The sequence below is a fragment of the Ruegeria sp. BHSA123 genome (assembly GCF_059613425.1).
Genome location: NZ_JBXWSL010000145.1, coordinates 1 through 2,934, shown reverse-complemented (window position 1 = coordinate 2,934; position 2,934 = coordinate 1). Strand labels below are relative to the sequence as shown.

General features: G+C 56.3%; 4 protein-coding genes and 1 pseudogene. All 5 read left to right on the top strand.

Going from position 1 to position 2,934, the window contains the following annotated elements:
* A pseudogene (locus tag AC2FNC_RS20590) lies at positions 1–265 on the top strand (hypothetical protein); the annotation flags it as partial.
* Positions 262–1,398: an ABC transporter permease gene (locus AC2FNC_RS20585; protein WP_496716539.1), complete on the top strand. Its 1,137-nt coding sequence runs from the start codon at positions 262–264 to the stop codon at positions 1,396–1,398. The pseudogene AC2FNC_RS20590 and the gene AC2FNC_RS20585, both read left to right, overlap by 4 nt.
* 4 nt (positions 1,399–1,402) lie before the next feature.
* Positions 1,403–2,116, top strand: coding sequence for an ABC transporter ATP-binding protein (locus tag AC2FNC_RS20580; RefSeq protein WP_480477790.1), 714 nt, complete (start codon positions 1,403–1,405; stop codon positions 2,114–2,116).
* A complete protein-coding gene (locus tag AC2FNC_RS20575; RefSeq protein WP_480520745.1) occupies positions 2,113–2,514 on the top strand; it encodes a hypothetical protein in 402 nt (133 codons plus the stop codon). The genes AC2FNC_RS20580 and AC2FNC_RS20575 overlap by 4 nt, the downstream gene beginning before the upstream one ends.
* Positions 2,515–2,674: 160 nt before the next feature.
* A complete protein-coding gene (locus tag AC2FNC_RS20570; protein WP_496716536.1) occupies positions 2,675–2,875 on the top strand; it encodes a hypothetical protein in 201 nt (66 codons plus the stop codon).
* Positions 2,876–2,934 lie beyond the last annotated feature (59 nt).

Genomic DNA, 2,934 nt, shown 5'->3' with positions numbered 1-2,934 from the left:
TGTTTGGTTCCGGGTTTCTTTCTCATCTCCACTCCTTGGCGGTTACGATGAGCCAGAAACCCTCTCTTATCAAATCGACCTAAACTGTCCCATTGGTGCTGACATCAGACAGCATCAGGTGTCAGCAGTTTTCGGGCACCGGACTGAGGATGCTCGGGTCGAGCTGGTTAGTGGTATTCCCAATGGCTCGCAGGTCATCTTGGCACCCGTTAAAGGGCTGTCTGAAGGGCGCATGGTTCGGGTCGTCGAGAGGAATGCGCCATGAACCTCGCCTACCGCGATGTGCGTCACAATCTGTTCCGCTTCGTTCTGACTTGCCTCGGCCTCAGCCTTCTGATGGCGGTCGTGCTGGCAATGATTGGTATTTACAATGGACTGGTTGCAGACGCGCTGAATATTGTCAAAGCACCGCGAGCAGATCTTTGGATTGTTGAAACTGGCACACGCGGGCCGTTTGCAGAAGCCTCAAAAATTCCCGACGGAACCCGTGATGCCGTGGGGCGATTGCATGGTGTGGCCGAAGCGGGCAGCATCACATACCAGACCGTCGAGGCGCCCTTTCGCGGCGAAACGCTACGCCTGTACGTGATCGGATACGAGCCAGGTCACCCCAGTGGACCCGAAGCAATCACGGTAGGGCGTGGGATCAACCAGTCGCATTTCGAAATCGTGGCAGACGCCAAATCCGGACTGTCCGTCGGTGATGTGATCCGACTGGGCCGCGATCCTTTCACTGTGGTCGGGTTGGTCGAGGATACGATGAATTCCGCCGGTGATCCGGCTGCGTTCATCACTTTACGCGATGCGCAGGTGCTACAGACGCAACTGGCCCCGTCGGCGCAACGCATTCAGCAGGCACGAGGCGCGGGGTTGCTCGAAAGTCAGGACAGCGTTGCGGCTGTGATCGCGCGGCTTGAACCGCTTGCAGACCCGCAAGAAGTGGCGCAGTCGGTGCGCCAATGGAAACATCTTGGGGCCCTGACACAAGCCGATCAGGAGTCTATCTTGCTAATGTCTGTGGTGGATCGAGCAAAGCGGCAGATAGGTTTGTTTCTGGGCATTCTACTGTCCGTTTCAGCCGTTGTAATCGCGCTGATTATCTACACGATGACCATGGAAAAGCTGAAGCAGATCGCCACACTCAAACTGATCGGCGCCCCCGACCGCACGATCATCGGGCTGATCGTGCAGCAATCCATTGCACTTGGTGCGGTTGGCTGGAGTTTCGGCCTGATCCTTATCCTGCTAGTCAAGGACTACTTCCCCCGCCGGGTTGTGTTGGAGCCGATCAACGCCGTCGCTTTGGCAGGGATCATCCTCGTTGTCTGCATCGTCGCCAGCGGCCTTGGCGTTCGTGCCGCACTCAAGGTCGATCCGGCCACGGCAATCGGAGGGTGACGTCATGCTCAATGATCCGCGCCGCGTGATTGTAGATGTTACCAATGTCTCCAAGCACTTTGGCGAAGGTGATGCTCGCGTCGACGCATTGAAGGGTGTTGATCTGTCAGTCCAGGCAGGTGAAGTAGTGGCACTACTCGGCCCGTCTGGATCGGGTAAAACGACGCTTCTGAATGTCATTGGCTGCATCATTGCTCCGAGTACGGGGAAGGTTACGCTGGACAATGAGGTGGTTTACGACAAGCAATGGCTGCGAAACGATCTGCGCAAGCTACGGCTCGACAAGATCGGGTTTATCTTTCAGTTCCATAATCTTCTGCCATTTCTCGATGCCAAAGATAACGTTGCCCTGGTGCTGAAACTGGCTGGAAAATCGACGATCGAAGCGCAAAGGCGCGCTATCGAACTGCTGGACTATCTTGAGGTCGGTCACCGCAGGGATGCGATGCCCGCGCTTCTGTCCGGAGGTGAGGCGCAGCGTGTGGCCATCGCACGCGCCCTTGCCAACAGCCCGCGCATTATTCTGGCAGATGAACCAACTGCGGCGCTTGACAGCCAGCGGGCCGGGATCGTGATGGACTTGATGCGCAAGCTCGCGGCTGAGCAAGACGCCTGCATCATTGCTGTGACGCATGATGAAAAGATTTATGACCGGTTCGACAAGCTGTTCCACCTGCGCGACGGCCTACTTGATGGAACGGAAGGGGGCGTGACATGAGAAATGCGACCCTTGGCAACCGCGCCCTGAAAGTAGCGGCAAGCGTAGCATTAGTTTTCGGCGCGTTGACCGTTTTCTCAGGCGGGTGGGCCTTGTTTGGTGGCGAGGAAGCACGCACCGCCGTTGGCGATGCGGTGCCCTTCGTGCTGTGGTTCAACTTTCTGGCGGGGTTCGCCTATGTCGTGGCCGGTATTGGGCTGTTTCTTCGGCACCGGTCAGCGGCCTGGATATCAACAGGCATTCTGGTAGCCACCGTTCTGGTTTTCCTGGCCTTCGGCGTTCATGTGTTGCAAGGCAACGCCTACGAGATGCGCACCGTTGGTGCGATGACCCTTCGCGCGGGTGTCTGGTTAGCCATTTCTGTTGTGGCTTGGATACATATCTTGCGAACGGATTGACCCTGGCAGACCCTGATTTCCCGGCCGTAGAATATTTGGTGAAATCCAACGTCGCTTCACACATGGGACAGGGCCTGGACAATGAATACATGACCGCTCTGTTCGGCTCTCGGTCATTGAGATGGTGTACCGCGTTCCTGATCACCGTCCTCTCAGAGTAATGGCCCAACTGAAGCGCTCAACCAAGCTCTTCATGGAAGAAATACCTGCGGCAGTCATCGCGCCACTGATCGAGATCTGCAAAACCAACGGGATCGCGGTCGCCAAAATAATCGCGAAGCGGCTTTTTTTATACCACGAGGTCTGGCTATCGGCTTATTTTGTTGAAAAACTCGGGCTTGATCGGTTGGTAAGTTGCTGATTCAATTCTTCCTAAAGGGAGGGATCAGCCATGATGGGACCGAGACAGGAAGCGCAAGC

Coding starts and splice junctions, on each gene's coding strand:
- AC2FNC_RS20585 (WP_496716539.1), top strand. CDS start 262: ATGAACCTCGCCTACCGCGATGTGCGTCACAATCTGTTCCGCTTCGTT.
- AC2FNC_RS20580 (WP_480477790.1), top strand. CDS start 1,403: ATGCTCAATGATCCGCGCCGCGTGATTGTAGATGTTACCAATGTCTCC.
- AC2FNC_RS20575 (WP_480520745.1), top strand. CDS start 2,113: ATGAGAAATGCGACCCTTGGCAACCGCGCCCTGAAAGTAGCGGCAAGC.
- AC2FNC_RS20570 (WP_496716536.1), top strand. CDS start 2,675: ATGGCCCAACTGAAGCGCTCAACCAAGCTCTTCATGGAAGAAATACCT.